This window comes from Ralstonia mannitolilytica (assembly GCF_905397375.1).
GTDB classification, from domain to species: Bacteria; Pseudomonadota; Gammaproteobacteria; order Burkholderiales; family Burkholderiaceae; genus Ralstonia; species Ralstonia mannitolilytica.
The window spans coordinates 80104-94667 of sequence record NZ_CAJPVG010000008.1 but is presented as its reverse complement, the minus strand read 5'-3'; the positions used below and the strand labels follow the sequence as shown (position 1 = coordinate 94667).

14 protein-coding genes are annotated in these 14564 nt (G+C 66.8%); 8 read left to right on the top strand and 6 right to left on the bottom strand.

From position 1 onward, the window contains the following. Positions 1-2 precede the first annotated feature (2 nt). Entirely contained in the window at positions 3-1586 is a 1584-nt protein-coding gene (locus tag KHN96_RS15750; protein WP_062737554.1) for an efflux transporter outer membrane subunit, read from the top strand. Between the two features lie 283 nt (positions 1587-1869). Here KHN96_RS15750 and panE read toward each other — a convergent pair whose 3' ends face one another. Then, positions 1870-2823 carry a 2-dehydropantoate 2-reductase gene (panE, locus tag KHN96_RS15745; RefSeq protein WP_062737553.1) on the bottom strand — a complete coding sequence of 318 codons (954 nt, stop codon included), beginning with the start codon at positions 2821-2823 and terminating at the stop codon, positions 1870-1872. Positions 2824-2974: 151 nt separating this feature from the next. Here panE and ttcA point away from each other — a divergent pair, with 151 nt between their 5' ends. From ttcA to glmS, 3 genes are all read left to right on the top strand, one after another. Beyond that, positions 2975-3910, top strand: a complete 936-nt coding sequence (gene ttcA / locus KHN96_RS15740) for a tRNA 2-thiocytidine(32) synthetase TtcA (protein WP_045785535.1) — start codon at positions 2975-2977, stop codon at positions 3908-3910. Between the two features lie 306 nt (positions 3911-4216). Then, the gene (gene glmU, locus KHN96_RS15735; RefSeq protein WP_062737552.1) at positions 4217-5584 is read left to right on the top strand and encodes a bifunctional UDP-N-acetylglucosamine diphosphorylase/glucosamine-1-phosphate N-acetyltransferase GlmU; all 1368 of its coding nucleotides are present in this window, start codon (positions 4217-4219) and stop codon (positions 5582-5584) included. 131 nt (positions 5585-5715) lie between these two features. Beyond that, positions 5716-7554 (top strand): glutamine--fructose-6-phosphate transaminase (isomerizing), encoded by a 1839-nt coding sequence (gene glmS / locus KHN96_RS15730; protein WP_062737551.1) that lies wholly within the window; start codon positions 5716-5718, stop codon positions 7552-7554. An 84-nt stretch (positions 7555-7638) separates the two neighbouring features. Here the strand turns inward: glmS and KHN96_RS15725 are convergent, their stop codons facing one another. Further along, entirely contained in the window at positions 7639-8772 is a 1134-nt protein-coding gene (locus KHN96_RS15725; protein ID WP_062737550.1) for a WD40/YVTN/BNR-like repeat-containing protein, read from the bottom strand. 48 nt (positions 8773-8820) lie between these two features. Further along, on the bottom strand, positions 8821-9090 hold the full coding sequence (locus tag KHN96_RS15720) for a MoaD/ThiS family protein (protein ID WP_045785559.1): 270 nt from the start codon (positions 9088-9090) through the stop codon (positions 8821-8823). Between the two features lie 225 nt (positions 9091-9315). Here KHN96_RS15720 and KHN96_RS15715 point away from each other — a divergent pair, with 225 nt between their 5' ends. Then, complete coding sequence (locus tag KHN96_RS15715) at positions 9316-9588, top strand: hypothetical protein (RefSeq protein ID WP_045785560.1); 273 nt, start codon at positions 9316-9318, stop codon at positions 9586-9588. A 6-nt stretch (positions 9589-9594) separates the two neighbouring features. Here KHN96_RS15715 and KHN96_RS15710 read toward each other — a convergent pair whose 3' ends face one another. After that, entirely contained in the window at positions 9595-11391 is a 1797-nt protein-coding gene (locus KHN96_RS15710) for a thiamine pyrophosphate-requiring protein (protein WP_045785561.1), read from the bottom strand. A gap of 12 nt (positions 11392-11403) precedes the next feature. Then, on the bottom strand, positions 11404-11883 hold the full coding sequence (locus KHN96_RS15705) for a hemerythrin domain-containing protein (protein ID WP_062737549.1): 480 nt from the start codon (positions 11881-11883) through the stop codon (positions 11404-11406). Positions 11884-12148: 265 nt separating this feature from the next. Between KHN96_RS15705 and KHN96_RS15700 the strand changes: the two genes are divergently transcribed. Further along, positions 12149-12544 (top strand): PRC-barrel domain-containing protein, encoded by a 396-nt coding sequence (locus KHN96_RS15700; protein WP_233902665.1) that lies wholly within the window; start codon positions 12149-12151, stop codon positions 12542-12544. Positions 12545-12602: 58 nt separating this feature from the next. Further along, positions 12603-12803, top strand: a complete 201-nt coding sequence (locus KHN96_RS15695) for a hypothetical protein (protein WP_045785564.1) — start codon at positions 12603-12605, stop codon at positions 12801-12803. Positions 12804-12867: 64 nt separating this feature from the next. On the opposite strand, the gene KHN96_RS15690 is transcribed toward KHN96_RS15695, so the two are convergent. After that, positions 12868-13221 carry a VOC family protein gene (locus KHN96_RS15690; protein WP_062737548.1) on the bottom strand — a complete coding sequence of 118 codons (354 nt, stop codon included), beginning with the start codon at positions 13219-13221 and terminating at the stop codon, positions 12868-12870. Between the two features lie 134 nt (positions 13222-13355). On the opposite strand from KHN96_RS15690, the gene KHN96_RS15685 reads away from it, so the two are divergent. Continuing rightward, positions 13356-14564 (top strand): aminotransferase-like domain-containing protein, encoded by a 1209-nt coding sequence (locus tag KHN96_RS15685; RefSeq protein ID WP_062737547.1) that lies wholly within the window; start codon positions 13356-13358, stop codon positions 14562-14564.

Sequence of the window (14564 nt, the reverse complement as noted above, 5' to 3'; positions counted from 1 at the left end):
CTATGTGGACGCTGTGGATTCGACGTGCTGACGCTGGTGGTGCATTGCTTGTTTCGTCCGCAGCCGGTGCCGACTTGCTTTCTTTGTCTCGGTACGGCCAAACCGTCGGTGGGCACCTGTTGGCGTTGCGGCGAGCGTTGAACGGGTGCGAGCGGGCGGCTGGGGCGGTGTTGATTGCCGCGCTGGCTGTGAGCGGCTGTGCCGTCGGTCCCGATTTCAAAGCGTCCGCTGGGCCTGCGGCTACCGGCTATTCCGCGCAACCTGTTTCGCGCGAAACCGCATCCGCGCCCGTTGTTGGCGGCGAAGCGCAGCATCTGGTCGATGCCAATGTGCCAGCGGATTGGTGGCACCTGTTCCGATCGCCGGCGCTGGATGCGCTGGTGGACGAGGCGTTGCGCGCGAGCCCATCCGTCGCGCAGGCGGAGGCGCGCTTGCGCCAGGCGCAGGCCGAGGCGCAGGCGCAGTTCGGTTATGCGTGGCCGTCGGTCGATGGCTCCGTGTCTGCGATGCGGCAGCAGGTGAATCCCGAGGCGTTCGGGTTCAACACGCCCAAGCCGGGGCCGTTCACGTTGTATTCGGCGTCGCTGTCGGTGTCGTATGCGCTGGATATGTTCGGCGGCGTGCGCCGGGCGCTGGAGGCGTCGCGCGCGCAGGTGGACACGCAGCGCTATCAGATGGAAGCGGCGCGCCTGTCGCTGGCCGGCAATGTCCTGACGGCGGCGGTGCGCATCGCGGCGCTCGACGCGCAGATCGCCACCACGCAGACACTGCTCGCCGAGCAGCGCAAGCAGCTCGACATCACCGAGCGGCGTCTGGGCCTGGGCGGTGTCGCGCGGGTCGATGTGTTGTCGCAGCGCACGCTGGTTGCGCAGACGGAAGCCACGCTGCCGCCGCTCATGCAGCAGGCGGCGCAGCAGCGGCACCGCCTGTCGGTCCTGCTGGGTCGCGAGCCCGGCGCGGGCTTGCCCGACCTGCCGACGCTCGACGCGCTGCATCTGCCTGACCCGCTGCCGGTGTCGCTGCCATCCGCGCTCGCCCAGCGCCGCCCCGACATCCGCGCGGCCGAGGCGATGTGGCACGAAGCCAGCGCCAACGTGGGCGTGGCCACCGCGAATCTCTTCCCGCGCATCACGCTGTCCGCAGGTCTTGGCTCGGAAACCACGCGCTTTCGCAGCCTGCTCGGCGCCGGATCGAGCATCTGGAATCTCGGCGCGGGGCTGACCCAGCCGATCTTCCACGGCGGCACCCTGCGCGCAAGACAGCGCGAAGCCGAAGCCGCCTACGACGCCGCCGGCGCCGCCTACAAGCAGACCGTTCTGCAAGGCCTGCAGGAAGTCGCCGACGCGCTGCACGCCGTCCACAACGACGCGCAAACCTTGCAGGCCCGCGCATCCGCCACCGAGCAAGCCGAACAGACGCTGCGCACCGCCGAGGCCCGCCATGCCGCGGGCGGCATCAGCACGCTCGCGCTGCTCGATGCGCAACGTCAGCGCGATCAGCTTGCTCTGCAACAGCTACAAAGCCGCGCCGACCGCCTGCTCGATTCCGCCGCCCTGATGCAAGCCCTCGGCGGCGGCTGGCAGTAAAGAAGATCGTGGCGCCCACGCTCGAACCCTGCCGGTTTGGCCGTTGATGTTCCTGCCCTAGATGGCGCCTTGAATTTCTGTTGCGGGGAGGAAAAAAGGAAGGAGCCTTGTCTGAGCGCAGCGAGTTTGGCTCCTTCCCCTCCCCGCGACACAAATTCAAGGTGAAGTCGCCATCTCTTGCGCGCCTTTCTTTGCTTGCTTTCTTTGGCAAGACAAAGAAAAGTGAGTCGCCCCCGGGAGGGGGTGAAACAAGGGCGAACCGAAAGCGAAAAAAAGCAAACAGTCAGCCCGCCGCCCGTAACACCCGCTGCTGATAAGCCTGCAAATGCGCAAACGCCACCCGCAGCAGCGCAACATCCGTCCCCAGCGTCCGCCCTCGCCGCAACATATCCCCCACAATGTGATCCGCCTCCACGCGGGCCCCACTCTCCAGATCGCGCAGCATCGACGCCGTCAACGGCGACCCCGCCTGCGTCAGCACCTGCAGCCCACGTTCGCGGGCCGCCTGCCGGATCGGATAACCCGATGCCGCCGCAACCTGCTCGCACGCCGCAAACATCGCTTCATTCAGCGCACGCCCTTCGTCGGTCGCGACGATCTCGCCGACGGTCGCCCGCATCAGGCACGTCATCGACGCCAGCGACGTGAGGAAGACAAACTTCTCCCACATGTCCTGCATGACGTTTTCGGCCAGCACGGAATCAAAGTTGGCCGTGGCGAACACATCGCGGATGGCCTCGGTGCGCTCGCGCGGCGCATGCGGCGTGCGCTCGCCAAAGGTGAGCGAGTGCACGGCCGGGCCTTGCCCGATGCTCAGATGCAGCACGGCACCGTCAGGCGCGGTCGTCGCGCTGATATGGCACAGCCCGCCCAGCACGCGCGATTCGCCGAACGCGGCATCCAGGCGTTCCAGATGCGCCAGCCCGTTGAGCACCGGTAGCACCACCGTGCGCTCGCCCACCACCGGGCGAATGGCCGTGATGGCGTCGTCCAGGTCATAGGCCTTGCAGCTCAGCAGCACGAGATCGGCATGGCCCCAGGCGGGCGCCTGGTCCGCCGTGATGAGCTGCACGGGCAACTGCGCGTCGCCCTGCGGGCTGCGGATCACCAGCCCGTGCTGGCGCAACCGCTCCGCGCGCGCGGGGCGCACGAGAAACGTCACATCCGCACCGGCCTGGGCGAGCCGCCCGCCGAAATAGCCGCCGGTACCGCCGGCGCCAAGAACCAGAATCCGCATCGTTGTCTCCGTCAGGCTAAGGGTAGGCAAACGATTCTAGGCCTGTTCACGCGACCCTGCAGGGGGCGCTCCGCGCGCGATAAAATACTGATTTTCCTCACGATTTGACGCCCGTCCGGCCATTGTTCAGCGCTGGCGGGGTCGATATGCCATGACGTTCTCCAACAATTTCCACCGCCTCGAAACCCGCTTGCAGTCGCAGGTCGGCCGCGCCATCGGCGACTTCAAGATGATCGAAGACGGCGACACCATCCTCGTGTGCCTGTCCGGCGGCAAGGATTCGTACACGATGCTGTCGATCCTGATGGCGTTGCAGAAGCGCGCGCCGATCGACTTCAAGCTCATCGCCATGAATCTCGACCAGAAGCAGCCCGGCTTTCCGGAAGACGTGCTGCCCACGTACCTGAAGAAGCTGGGCGTGGAATATGTGATCGTCGAGGCGGACACGTATTCGATCGTCAAGGAGAAGGTTCCCGAGGGCAAGACCACGTGCTCGCTGTGCTCGCGCCTGCGCCGCGGCGTGATCTACCGCACGGCCAAGGAGCTGGGCGCCAACAAGATCGCGCTGGGCCATCACCGCGACGACATCGTGAACACGTTCTTCCTGAACATGTTCTTCGGCGGCAAGATGAAGTCGATGCCGCCCAAGCTGGCCACCGACAACGGCGACCACATCGTCATCCGGCCGCTCGCCTATTGCGCGGAAAAGGACATCGCTTCCTATGCCCGCGCGATGGAATTCCCCATCATCCCGTGCAACCTGTGCGGCTCGCAGGAAAACCTGCAGCGCAAGAAGGTCAAGGAAATGCTGCTGGAGTGGGAGCGTCAGACGCCGGGCCGCATCGACAACATCTTTTCTGCGCTGCAGAACGTGGTGCCGTCGCACCTGGCCGATACCAAACTGTTTGACTTCAACGGCCTGACCACGGGCCTGGCGAAGATCGGCGAAGACGCGCTCTTCGGCCAGACCGCCTACGACCAGGCGCCGCTGGTGTTTGCGGGCTCGCATGACGACCGCATCGAGTTCGTGCGCTTCGAGCGCAAGCCTGGCGACGCCACCGTCAAGAGCGAAGCCGCCGCCGGCTGACGGGCCGCAGCCGCCACCCGGTGCCGCCGGAAGGTGTCGCCCGTCCGCACGACCAGCCGCCGGGCTAACCAGCCCGGCAATGGCGTAACTGCAACAATTCCACCGTTTGACCGGTTCTGGGGGAGGGTGGCCCCCATGCTAGAATTTTTCCATCTGTGTCTTATACGCCGCAAAAGCGCCCCGCAGAAGGGTTTGCAGGCGGCCCGGCCATCGTGAGGGGAGGTGGCGGGCGATGGGTTTCCGGTGCTGGGTTGCATGCCGATTCCCGTCGCGGCTATCGCTTCGAGTCACTCTAGGAATCTCCTTGTGAATATCGTCATCCTGGCTGCAGGCATGGGCAAGCGCATGCGCTCCGCCCTGCCCAAAGTGCTGCACCCCCTGGCCGGCAAACCGCTGCTGGCGCACGTCATCGATACCGCACGCACCATGTCGCCGACGCGGCTGGTGGTGGTGGTCGGCCACGGCGGCGACCGCGTGCGCGAGATGGTGGGCGCGCCCGACATCGCCTTCGCCACGCAAGACAAGCAACTGGGCACCGGCCATGCCGTCATGCAGTCGCTGGACCAGCTTGACGAAAGCGTGCCCACCCTCGTGCTCTACGGCGACGTGCCGCTGACCCGCGCCGAAACGCTGCACGCTCTCGTCGACGCGGCCGGTCACAACCACCTGGGCGTGCTGACCGTGCACCTGCACGACCCGACCGGCTACGGCCGCATCGTGCGCGACGCCGCCGGCCGCATCACGCGCATCGTCGAGCAGAAGGACGCCAACGAAACGCAACTCGCCATCCACGAGGTCAACACCGGCATCCTGGTGTGCCCGACGGCCAAGCTGAAGGCGTGGCTGTCCACGCTGTCCAATGACAACGCGCAGGGCGAGTACTACCTGACCGACGTGATCGAGCGCGCCGCCAGCGAAGGCGTGCCCATCACGTCCGCCCATCCCCTGGCCGAGTGGGAAACGCACGGCGTGAACAGCAAGGTGCAGTTGGCGGAGCTGGAGCGCATTCACCAGCGCAACCTCGCGCAGCAGCTGCTCGAAGATGGCGTGACGCTGGTCGACCCGGCGCGCATCGACGTGCGCGGCAAGCTCACGTGCGGCCGCGACGTGGTGATCGACGTCAACTGCATCTTTGAAGGCAACGTCACGCTGGGCGATGGCGTGCACATCGGCGCCAATGCGGTGATCCGCGATGCCGTCATCGAGGCCGGCGCAGAGATCCTGCCGTTCTGCCATATCGAACAGGCCAAGGTCGGTGCCGATTCGCGCATCGGGCCGTACGCGCGCCTGCGCCCCGGCACCGAGCTGGCCGAAGACGTGCATATCGGCAACTTCGTCGAGGTGAAGAACAGCCAGGTGGCGGCGCACAGCAAGGCCAACCACCTCGCCTATGTGGGCGATGCGACGGTCGGCTCGCGCGTGAACATCGGCGCCGGCACCATCACCTGCAACTACGACGGCGCCAACAAGTTCCGCACCATCATCGAGGACGACGCCTTCATCGGTTCCGACACGCAGCTCGTGGCGCCGGTGCGCGTTGGCAAGGGCGCGACCCTGGGCGCCGGCACCACACTGACCAAGGACGCGCCTGAGGGCAAGCTGACGGTCTCGCGTGCGCGCCAGACCACCATCGAGAACTGGCAGCGCCCCGTCAAGCAGAAGAAGCAGGCCTGACACGGCAAGCTTTGACAGGTTTTCTCCTGCGCCGAACAGCGGATGCCGCTGCGGCACACGAGCATCGATACTGAAATACCGAGTGCGGCGCACATTGACAGCGGCGCCGCACCCCAACCGGAGAAATCAACATGTGCGGTATCGTTGGCGCGGTTTCCACGCGCAATATCGTTCCCGTCCTGATCGAAGGCCTGCGCCGCCTGGAATACCGCGGCTACGACTCCTGCGGCGTCGCCGTGCAGCGTGACGGCCAGCTCGAGCGTGCGCGCACCGTCTCGCGCGTGGCAGATCTCGACGCGCAGGCGCAGTCGAGCCACCTCGATGGCGCCATCGGCATCGCGCACACGCGCTGGGCCACGCACGGCCGGCCGGACACCGTCAACGCGCACCCGCACTTCTCGGGCGACACCATCGCCCTGGTGCACAACGGCATCATCGAGAACTACGAAGTCCTGCGCGACGAACTCAAGGCCGCCGGCTACGGGTTTGAATCGCAGACGGATACCGAGGTCGTCGCCCACCTGATCCACCAGGCCTACACGTACCCGAGCAGCGCCACGCGCGGCGACCTGTTCGCCTCGGTGCGCGCCACGGTCAAGCGCCTGCACGGTGCCTATGCGATTGCCGTGTTCGCGCGCGACAACCCCGACGTGGTGGTCGGCGCGCGCGCCGGCTCGCCGCTGGTGGTGGCCATCGGCGAAAACGAAGCGTTCCTCGCCTCGGATGCGCTGGCCGTGGCCGGCTCTGCCAGCCGCATGGCGTACCTGGAAGAAGGCGACGTGGTGGAGATCACCCGCGACGGCTTCACCGTGGCCGATGCGCAGGACAACATCGTCGAGCGCGAAGTGAAGGAAGTCGGCACGTACGCCGCCGCGGTGGAGCTCGGCCCGTTCCGCCACTTCATGCAGAAGGAAATCTTCGAGCAGCCGCGCGCCCTGGGCGACACGCTCGAAGGCGTGCAAGGCTTCGGCCCAGACCTGTTCGGCCCCGAAGCGGCGCAGGTGCTGCCCAAGGTCGACAGCGTGCTGATCCTGGCCTGTGGCACGAGCTACTACTCCGGCTGCACGGCCAAGTACTGGCTCGAATCGATCGCCAAGATCCCGACACAGGTCGAGGTGGCCAGCGAATACCGTTACCGCGAGACCGTGCCCAACCCGAACGCGCTCGTCGTCGTGATCTCGCAATCGGGCGAAACCGCCGACACGCTGGCCGCACTGCGCCACGCACGCGAACTGGGCCACATGCACACGCTCGCCATCTGCAACGTGGCGACCAGCGCCATGGTGCGAGAGACGCAGCTCACGTTCCTCACGCGCGCCGGCACCGAGATCGGCGTGGCGTCCACCAAGGCGTTCACCACGCAGCTGGCCGCGCTGTACATGCTGGCGCTGACGTTCGCCAAGCTGCGCGGTCATCTGAATACCGAGCAGGAAGAAGATGCGCTGCGCCACCTGCGCCACCTGCCGTCGGCGCTGAACGCGGTGCTGGCGCTCGAGCCGCAGATCATCGCCTGGTCGGAAGAGTTTGCCCGCCGCGAAAACGCACTGTTCCTCGGCCGCGGTCTGCATTACCCGATCGCCCTGGAAGGTGCGCTCAAGCTCAAGGAAATTTCGTACATCCACGCAGAGGCCTACCCGGCCGGCGAACTCAAACACGGCCCGCTGGCGCTGGTGACCGAGCAGATGCCTGTCGTGACCGTCGCCCCGAACGACGCGCTGCTGGAAAAGCTCAAGTCGAACATCCAGGAAGTGCGCGCGCGCGGCGGCAAGCTGTACGTGTTTGCCGATGCCGATACGCATATCCAGTCGAGCGACGGTATCCAGGTGATCCGCATGCCGGAGCACTACGGCCAGCTCTCGCCGATCCTGCACGTGGTGCCGCTGCAGCTGCTGGCGTATCACACCGCGCTGGCGCGCGGCACCGATGTGGACAAGCCGCGCAATCTGGCGAAATCCGTTACGGTGGAATAGGCCGTATCGCGTGCTGTGCCGTCTTGGACGATAAGAAGCCGCTGCGTTTGCAGCGGCTTTTTTTGTGCTCGCCCCACGGCGCCGTCATCCAAACCGGACGCAATAGATCGGAGGAAGGTGCGCAGAGACCAGCTGCCAGCTGTTGCCGCCATCTGCAGACGTCCATAGCGCGCCGGTGGTCGACCCCATTGCCAGGCACGTGCCGGTCTGGTCAACGGCCAGGCCATGCCGATACACGAGGTCAGAGGCCGGCGCCGGCGGCAATCCATTGGACAGGGCTTCGAACGTGCGCCCGCCATCGCGGGTGCGGGTGACGACGAGGCGACCGTCCACCGGGAGGCGGCATGCGTCTTTCACGGCGGGCACGAACCACGCGGTGTCGGGCTCGTGCGGATGCACGGCCACCGCAAAACCAAAGCTCGATGGCTGCGCTTCCAGGCGCTGCCAGTGCATGCCCCCATTGGTCGATCGAAAGATCGCGCAGTGATGCTGCACCCAGAGCACGTCGGGGTTGGCGGCGCATTGCACGACGCGGTGCGGGTCTTGCACGTTCGCATCGCCGCGCCGCTCCGGCGGCATGTAGTCGGCTTCCATGCCCTCGGCCGTCACGCGCCAGCTCGCGCCGCCATCGGTGCTCTGCCAGACCCCGCCGCACGACACGCCGATCGTGACGTGCCGACTGTCGCGCGGGTCGACCATCACAGAGTGGATGCCCGGCGCGTCATAGCCGCCGCCAAACCATTCGCGGCACTCGGGGCGGTCCCACAGCGCCCGGTTCAGCGCCCACGAGTCGCCGCCATCGACCGAGCGGAAAAGCCCGCCGGGAATCGTGCCGGCCCACAGCACGCCGGGCTCCTCGGCGCCGCTTGCCTCGAGCGACCAGATTTGCTGCAGCGTCCATGCGGGCGAGGGCGGGCCGGGTGTTGCCGCATCCGCATCCGCGCGGTCACCGGAATCTGCTTCGTCGGCGGGCTGCTGTGGGTAGGTCGGGACGCCGCATTCCTCCCACGCGGCCATGCCCGCGCGCCGCCGGTGCAGCTTCACGCCGAAGTGTCCGAGATTGAGCGCGGCATACACCGATCCGTCGCGCGGGTCGGGCAGCACCATGCTTACCGGTTCGCCAATGAAGTCGGGCTGGCCGAGTGTCCATCCGCCCTCGGCCCCGGGGCGCAGCGCGAACAGCCCCTTGCGGGTGGCGACAAGCAATCGATCGTCCATGTCGGCTCTCCTGGCGAGGGACGGGCGGATTCGTGGATGCGCGGCGCGCTAACCGCCGGTCAGCGCCTGTATGACGTACACGCGGCTCGCTTTGCCCAGCGGGTCGGTCAGACGCTCCCGATCGCGCACCGGTTGTCCATCGATGAACACGGCGAGGTGTTTGCGCAGCGCGCCTTGATCGTCGAGGATGTAGCCGCGCAGCCGGGGTTGCTCGGCAAACACCGCGTCGAGCGCTTCGCCCAGCGTGCGCGCATCGACCTCGCGCTCGGGCGTCGGAATGTGCCGCTGGATCGAGGCAGCAAAAAAGAGATACGCCATGGGGGCGTCGCACGGGGGGCGGCCGTGTCGGGTGTTTCTGTAGTGTAGGCAGCTCAGCGCGCAGCGGGAGCGGATTCGCGGGCGGCCGGGAAGGTGCAACACCGCGAAGCGATGCATCAGTCGCACCCCTGCGTGCCCGTGGCGGCGAGCGTTTAAAGCGCGCACGCTGGCCGGCCAGCTTGTATGCTGCGGTGCGCAGCCTCACCAACGTTTCCGGAGACCTGCGTGTTCTACTTCCTGAACAAAGTGCTGTTGCTCGCCATCTACGGCGTCGCGCTGGGCAGCTATGCGGCGCCGCTGGCGCTGTCGGCCGACGTCATCCATGGGGTGCGGATCGTGGCGGCCGTGCTGCTGGCCGCCCATCTGCTGGAGGTGGTGTTCTGCTTTCGCAAGGTTGCGCTGCACAAGGGCCCGCTGCTCGACAGCGTGCTGCTGACGCTGCTGTTCGGATTCCTGCATTGGAAGCCAATGGCGGACGCGGTGCGGCGCGCCCGCTGATCTGCCTCACTCCTTATCCCGATGCACCGGGAACAGCGCCGACAGCACCTGCCGCGCCGTCCCGCGCAGCACGCCACTGGCATCGGGATCGCCATAGGCCAGCGCGGTCGCAAAGTTCCGCGCCTGTTGCAGGGTGACGTGCGGCGGCAGCGGCGGCACATCGGGGTCGGTCTTCACTTCCAACACCACGGGGCGGTCTGCGGCGAGGGATTCGTCCCACGCGCCGGCCAGCTGGTCGGGGTTGTCCACGTAAAGCCCCTGCAGGCCGATCAGTTCCGCAAAGCGGTGGTACGGCACGTCGGGAATGTCCTGCGACGCCGGAAACTTCGGATTGCCCTCCATCACGCGCTGTTCCCACGTGACTTCGTTCAGGTCCTGGTTGTTGAGGACCATGCAGATCCACTTCGGCGATGTCCACTGCTTCCAGTACTTGGCCACCGTGATGAGCTCGGCCATGTTGTTCATCTGCATGGCGCCGTCGCCCACCAGTGCGATGACGGGCCGCTCGGGATGCGCGAACTTGGCCGCAATCGCATACGGCACCGCCGCGCCCATCGACGCCAGTCCGCCCGACAGCGAACCCATCATGCCGGGCTTGAACTTCAGGTCGCGCGCGTACCAGTTGGCGCACGTGCCGGAGTCGCTGGTGACGATCACGTTGTCGGGCAGCCGGGGTGACAGTTCCCAGAACACGCGCTGCGGATTGACGGGAAACGCCGGCTGCAGTGCGCGTGCTTCCAGCGTCTTCCACCAGTCGGCATTCCAGCGCGCGATGCGCTCGGGCCAGTACGTGTCGGTCTTGCGCTGGAGCAGCGGCAACAACGCCCGCAGCGTCTGCGCGCAATCGCCGACGAGGTTGACTTCCATCGGGTAGCGCAGCCCGAGCATGCCGGGGTCGATGTCGATCTGCACGCCGCGCGCCTGGCCCTCCTTGGGCAGGAACTCGGCGTACGGGAAGCCCGAGCCGACCATCAGCAGCGTGTCGCAGTGGTTCATGAGCTCCCAGCTCGGCTCGGTGCCGAGCAGGCCGATGGCGCCCGTCACATAGGGCAGATCGTCGGGCAGCACCGCCTTGCCGAGCAGCGCCTTGGCCACGCCGGCACCGAGCGTCTGCGCCACCGCGGCCACCTCGGCGCTGGCCCCGAGTGCACCTGCGCCCACCAGCATCGCCACGCGCCGGCCGCGGTTGAGCACGTCCGCCGCGCGTTCCAGGTCGACGGCATGCGGCACCACGCTGGGCGCGCTGTAACCCACGCCCGAGTGCAGCGTGCCGTGCGCATGCGGCGGCGAGCTGTATGGCATTTCCTGCAGATCGTTCGGCAGCACCAGTGCCGTCACACGGCGCTGGCCAATGGCGATGCGCACCGCACGGTCGAGCAGGTGCCGCACCTGCGCGGGCACGCTGGCCTGGTGCACGAACGCCCCGGCCACGTCGCGGAACATCGCCACCAGATCCACCTCCTGCTGGTAATGCCCGCCGACGGCCGTGCGCGCTTGCTGGCCTGCAATCGCCAGCACCGGCATGTGGTCGAGCCGCGCATCGTAGAGGCCGGTGACCAGGTGCGCGGCGCCGGGGCCCGACGTCGCCATGCAGACGCCAAGCTCCCCGGTGAACTTGGCATGCGCCGACGCCATGAAGGCGGCCATCTCCTCATGCCGCGCCTGCACGAACTCGATCTTGCCGCCGGCACGCTGCAATGCACCGAACATGCCGTTGATGCCATCGCCGGGGTAGCCGAAGATGCGCCGCACGCCCCACTGGTACAGGCGTTCGACAAGGAAATCGCAGACAGTGGGTGCCATGGTGCGTCCTTGTCAGGCCGTTGCGCCTTCGGAGAGCAGCGCTTCCTTGCGCGCCGTCATCGGCTCCTGCAGCGATGAGAGGTCGACATGCTGGCGGATCAGCTTGGGGAAGAGCTCGGTTTCTTCTTCCTCCACGTGGTGCGCGACGTACTCCGCCAGCACGGTGAACTTCGCCTCGAACAAGTCGTCGCCCGCCTGCATGCCCGCGAGCTGGTTGATCAGATCCTTGGCGGTTGCGTGCTCGACCAGCGCTTCATCGAGGATGTCCTTGAAGGCCTCGCCGCCGTTGTCGCGCACGAACGGGTAGAACAGTTCTTCCTCCAGCTTGGTGTGGACGGTCAACTTTTCACACGCTTCGCGCACGATCTGCTCGCCGCTGGGCTTGTCCTTTTCCTGCTGGAACGTCTTGAAGAGTTTCTTCACCTCGCGGTGATCGTCCAGCAGCATCGACAGCACGGCGCGCTGCGCCACAGGAATTTCGGATTTGTTCATGGGGATCTCTCCTGGTTGCCTTGGGGTGGGGTCGCCGTACCGTCGAGCAAGCGCCATGCCGCGGGTCGGGGCGGGAGGGCCCGCAGCGCAGGCAGGTTTCATGCTGGCGCCAATGGATGCTCACGGCGGTCGCGCGCACATGCACGGCGCACGGCCGTCGCGCACCGTTGAACCTCAACCCGAACTGATGGAGGGATTTGCTATGGATTACACGACTACTGCCGGTGGCCTGGGCGCAGGGGCCAGCACCACGGCCGGCGTGCGCATGCGCATCATCGGGCGCGCCGATCCGACGTCGCCAGGCCCGGGGCCCGAGCTGATGGCCGCCGGGACGCTGGAAGGCGATCGCGTCGTCAACCTGAATGGGGAAGACCTCGGCAAGATCACCGACATCATGCTCGACGTACAGCGCGGCCGCATTGCGTATGCGGTGATGTCGGTGGGCGGTTTCCTGGGCATTGGCGACAAGCTGTTCGCCGTGCCATGGAGCGCCATGTCGCTCGATGTGGACCGCAAGTGCTTCGTCCTCGATGCCGACAAGGACCGCCTCGACACGGCGCCCGGGTTCGACAAGGATCATTGGCCGACCATGGCCGACGCGACATGGGCGCAGTCGGTGCATGAGTACTACGGCTCGCGCCCGTACTGGGAGGAATATTGACGCGCAGGCACGGGATTCGCGTGCGTGTCGTCAGGACCGCTTGAAAAAGGAGAGCGTTATGGAAGAGGGTAAGAAGGAAAAGAACCCGACTGCACACAAGCGCGAGGACCTCGTCGAAAAGGCTGTGGAAGACACCTTCCCGGCCAGCGACCCGCCCGCCACGGGCGGCATCACGCGCGTGGTCGACAAAGACAAGGGCAAGGACAGCAACGGCACCGCGCGCGACGACCAGCGCGGCCACAACGGCGGCCACCGCTGACCTGCCCTGTTGGCCAGCCGCCCGCATCGCCGCAAGCATGCGGGCGTTTTGCTGCGGCGCACCCTCAACGGTGCGCCAGGATGTTGATCACGTTGCCGAACGGACCGCGGACGAAGAAGCGCCGCACGCCCCACGGCTCATCCGTGAGCGCGTACACGACCTGCAGGCCGAGCGCCTGCGCGCGCGCGTGGGCGGCATCCACGTCATCCACTTCCACCGACAGCGCCGGCACGGGCGTGCCGCCACCGCCTTCCGTGGCGATGCTGAGCTGCGGCGGCGCGGCCGCACCGGTGTGGGCATAGGTGACGATCCAGCCGTGATCCATGACAGGGTCGAGCCCCAGGAATTCGGCGTAGAACGCACGCGCCAGTGCCGGGTTGGCTGCATGCAGGTTGGGGACGATGCGCTTGACGGCCATGCGGGCTCCTCGTGCAGTGAACGGGTGAGCGCATTGTAGTCAGCGCCCTGGGCCTGTGACGGAGCCGGCGCATGCGGGCGCCACGCACATCACGTAAAGTGGCGGGCACACAAAATGATCGAGACACGCACGCCATGGAATTCCTGCAATCGCTGCTGGCACCCCGCCTGCAAAACGTTGAAACCTCCGCCATCCGCGAGTTGTTCAAGGTGCTCGGCAAGCCGGGCCTGGTCTCGTTTGCCGGCGGTTTTCCGGACGCCGCCTTGTTTGACGTGGAAGGCCTGAAGGCCGCCGCCGACAGCGCACTCACCACCGACGCCGCCCGCGCGCTGCAATACGGCGCCACCGAGGGCTTCGAGCCGCTGCGTGAGGCCATCGTCACGCTGATGAAGTCGCGCGGCGCCAACGTTGCGAACACCGACATCCTCGTCACCACCGGTTCGCAGCAAGGGCTGGATCTGCTGGGCAAGGTGCTGATCGGCGAGGGCGACACGGTGCTGACCGAGGCGCCCACCTTCCTCGCCGCCATTCAGGCGTTCAAGCTGTACGGCGCCAAGGTGGCCGGCGTGCCGACCGATGGCAACGGCCTGGATGTCGACGCGCTGGAAAAGGTGCTTTCGACCGCGCGCCCCAAATTCCTCTACGTGATTCCCAACTTCGGCAACCCGAGCGGCGCGCTGATGAGCCTGGAGCGCCGCAAGCGCCTGCTGGACGTGGCCGTGCGCCACAACCTGCTGATCGTGGAAGACGACCCGTACGGCGACCTGTATTTCGACGCGCCCCCGCCGCCGTCGCTGTACGCCCTGTCACAGCAGACCGACGGCGCACAGGGGCGTGTGATCTACCTCGGCAGCCTGTCGAAGGTAGTGGCGCCGGGGCTGCGCGTGGGCTGGATGATCGCCTCGCAGCCGGTGCTGGGCAACGCGGTGATGGTCAAGCAGTTTGCCGATGCGCACACCTCCACGTTTGCGCAGGCCACGGCCGCTGCCTACCTGCGCAGCAATCGCCTGGACACCGTGCTGCCGCGCACGCGTGCGGCCTATGCCGAACGCGCCCACGCCATGGCCAACGGCCTGCGTGCGCTGTTGCCCGACACCGAGCTGACCTTCAACCGCCCGCGCGGCGGCATGTTCCTGTGGTGCACCTTGCCGGGCCGCAATGCCGGCGATGTGGCCAAGGTGGCCATCGAGCGCGGTGTGGCGTTCGTGCCGGGCGCGGCGTTCTACCCGGTCGACCCGGATCGCTCCACGCTGCGTCTGTCGTACGCCACCTCGTCGCTGGCGCAGGTGGAAGAGGGTGTGCGCAAGCTCGCGCATGCCATCGGCGAGTTCAAGCTGGGCTGA

Coding starts and splice junctions, on each gene's coding strand:
- KHN96_RS15710 (WP_045785561.1), bottom strand. CDS start 11,391: ATGGCACCCACTGTCTGCGATTTCCTTGTCGAACGCCTGTACCAGTGG.
- glmS (WP_062737551.1), top strand. CDS start 5,716: ATGTGCGGTATCGTTGGCGCGGTTTCCACGCGCAATATCGTTCCCGTC.
- ttcA (WP_045785535.1), top strand. CDS start 2,975: ATGACGTTCTCCAACAATTTCCACCGCCTCGAAACCCGCTTGCAGTCG.
- KHN96_RS15750 (WP_062737554.1), top strand. CDS start 3: ATGTGGACGCTGTGGATTCGACGTGCTGACGCTGGTGGTGCATTGCTT.
- KHN96_RS15695 (WP_045785564.1), top strand. CDS start 12,603: ATGGAAGAGGGTAAGAAGGAAAAGAACCCGACTGCACACAAGCGCGAG.
- KHN96_RS15705 (WP_062737549.1), bottom strand. CDS start 11,883: ATGAACAAATCCGAAATTCCTGTGGCGCAGCGCGCCGTGCTGTCGATG.
- KHN96_RS15700 (WP_233902665.1), top strand. CDS start 12,149: ATGCGCATCATCGGGCGCGCCGATCCGACGTCGCCAGGCCCGGGGCCC.
- KHN96_RS15690 (WP_062737548.1), bottom strand. CDS start 13,221: ATGGCCGTCAAGCGCATCGTCCCCAACCTGCATGCAGCCAACCCGGCA.
- KHN96_RS15725 (WP_062737550.1), bottom strand. CDS start 8,772: ATGGACGATCGATTGCTTGTCGCCACCCGCAAGGGGCTGTTCGCGCTG.
- panE (WP_062737553.1), bottom strand. CDS start 2,823: ATGCGGATTCTGGTTCTTGGCGCCGGCGGTACCGGCGGCTATTTCGGC.
- KHN96_RS15685 (WP_062737547.1), top strand. CDS start 13,356: ATGGAATTCCTGCAATCGCTGCTGGCACCCCGCCTGCAAAACGTTGAA.
- KHN96_RS15720 (WP_045785559.1), bottom strand. CDS start 9,090: ATGGCGTATCTCTTTTTTGCTGCCTCGATCCAGCGGCACATTCCGACG.